This window comes from uncultured Chitinophaga sp. (genome assembly GCF_937874145.1).
Taxonomy (GTDB): Bacteria; Bacteroidota; Bacteroidia; order Chitinophagales; family Chitinophagaceae; genus Chitinophaga.
The window spans coordinates 1-2,477 of record NZ_CALNBI010000218.1 but is presented as its reverse complement, the minus strand read 5'-3'; the positions used below and the strand labels follow the sequence as shown (position 1 = coordinate 2,477).

At 56.4% G+C, this 2,477-nt stretch carries 2 protein-coding genes; one reads left to right on the top strand and one right to left on the bottom strand.

The window, feature by feature from the left end:
* On the top strand, positions 1–529 hold a 529-nt coding region (locus Q0510_RS10570; protein ID WP_298710942.1), incomplete at its 5' end, for a hypothetical protein.
* Positions 530–670: 141 nt separating this feature from the next.
* Here Q0510_RS10570 and Q0510_RS10565 read toward each other — a convergent pair.
* A partial coding sequence (locus Q0510_RS10565; protein WP_298710940.1) for a hypothetical protein occupies positions 671–2,477 on the bottom strand: 1,807 nt, incomplete at its 5' end.

Sequence of the window (2,477 nt, the reverse complement as noted above, 5' to 3'; positions counted from 1 at the left end):
CGACGATAAAACCACACCCAGCCTCTTCGGTAAACAAAAATCCGGCAGCAGGTACACCCGCATCACCATCGGCCTCGAGTTTTCCGAGCTCAACCAGCTCCTCATGGCCAGCGGCGATCTCGGCGTGCAGATCAGCAACGCCATCAAAAAACGCCTCACCCATCCCGCCAGCGCCAAACCCCTCGTCATCGACATCAAAGCCGAATTCGGGGAACCGCTGAAACTGGATAACGTATACCTCGAAGTATATAAACCCCAGCACCAGGAAAACGGGAAGTGGACCGAAGACAAGGACCCGTTCTACTTCGTAGATAAAATCCTGTCCAAAAAGGAATTCGAAAAGAAAGCCAAGGAAGCCGAAGTGAAAACCAAGATCCAGGAATGCCTGGAACTCATCGGCGGCTCCTATGTTTATTACCAGCGCCTCCGCCGCCTCGGCATCACCGAAGACGAAGCCAAGCTCCGCGCCGGGCTGCAGGACGAGCTGTTGTATAAACTGAGCTACTATCTCAACAAACTGAAAGATTAACCTGATTTTTCATAATGCGATCCTTTCTGCGTGAACAGAGAAGAGCCTCCCATCCCGGGAGGCTTTTTTATTTCCACCGCAATGCATAAAAAAAAGCCCCCGCTACGGCGGGGGCTCATGATTACATTTTCGAACCGGATATTAGAAATATTTCTCCACCCTGCCCACGCGGCCGTATTGGTCCATGGACTCTACTACCACGCGGAAGTTCTTCGTCTGGTCGTTGTTGTAGAAAATCATCCGGGCCGTGTGGCTGATGGTATCCACCACCAGGTTGGGGCTCCAGAACAGCGTCAGGCGCTTGTCGGGAAGTTCGTGCTGGGCCTTTTTCACGGAATAATCCGGGCTGTAGAATTCTTTGATGATGCGGTATCCGCCTTTCTTCAGCAATTCCAGCGATTTCGCGTTGGGATCGGGGCGGGAGTCGCCGCCTCTGCGCGTCCACACGGCGATAGCGCCATTGGCGCCACCGAAGCCGCCCATGAACGGGGGACGGAACACCTTGATCAGCGCTACGTCTGCCATGGGAATGTTGGCGATCTGCTGGATATCGGTCGGCATCTGGTCGAGGAACACGCCGGGAGCGCCGCCGCGCCAGCTGAGCGAGGGATTGTTGATATCTCCCGTAATCTGCAGGCCGGGCACGCGGGCCTGGAGGTATTGGAATACGTTGAATTGCGTGGGAACTTCGTTGGTGAGGTCGAAGGTATAACCGTTGTCGCTGCTGAACATGCCGCTGGCGTACCGGCTCGAAGTGGTTTGCTCGGCAGTAGGCTTGCGGGCGTTTACATCCACCGTTTTCAGCTGGATGGTGCGGTTGGTGATCATACGGTTTACGCTGTTGCCTTCCATCACCGTGGCCAGGTAATTTTTCAGGATGCGGTTATCCATCGGCGGCGGCGGTAACAAAGGAATGGGCGTTTTCACCGCGGCGTACGTATCGAAAAAGTGACGGTCGAATTCCACCACCACTTCGCGGTTGCCCTTGTCGCGCTGCCCCGAAACATACAGCCAGGCCGTATCTCCGAAGATGAGGTTGTTCAGGGCGAAGGTGCCGCCGGGTTTTACTTCGGCGAACATGAAGCTCTGCGTGCTGTCGCGCGGGATCTTGATGAGGAAATTCACATTCCCTGCCTGCAGGGGCTGGCGCGAAGGCGTCATAGCCTTGCCGGTGATGGTCACGCCCTGTTCGTAAGGGTATTTGATCGTAGGGTATTTATCCTGCAGGATCTCCTGCCAGCTGAAACGGCGCCATCCGTTGGTCATCATCACCAGGTCGAGCGCCTGTGCGGCCTGCGCGCTGGTATCGCGGAAATAGTAATACGGATTGTGCACATATCCCCGGAGGTCGGAAGTCAGGAAAGTATGGCTGACGATATTGTTGGCGTTGGGATCGAAGGCCACCTGGTCGGCGTCCGTAACGGATGCGGAAATGCGGCCGCGCATGGAGTCGGGCACCTGCAGCACCAGCTCGGTGCGCTGGCGGGGACCTTTGTTCAGTTCCTGCGGGTCGAGGAAGAACTCCAGCGAATCGGTAACGCCTTTTACATACACGATGCGCTCCGTGAGCGGGGTGCCTTTCTGGTCGAAGACCGTGAGCTGCATAATGCCGGAAGGCAGGTTCTGGGCGGGGATGAGGCCGCTTACCTTTCCTTCCCCTACATTCAGGTCGGCTTTGTAAATCACCTGGTTGTGCATTTGCGCGATGAGCAGCATTTCGTTCTGCGAAGCATCCAGTTCGTTGAAGCCGGTTAGGTAGAAGATGCGGGATCCGCGGTTATACACTTTCAGGGCGATGCCGGAAGGTTTGGCGGCGGGGAGGTCGAAGGATTTCTGCGCGCCGCCGGCGTTGGTGATGACGGCTTTGTACGATTCCCCCGCTTCGGGTTTCAGCTCGAAGCTGCCCATCCCGTCGTGCAGGGTTTCGATGACGGCCACCTGTTTGCCC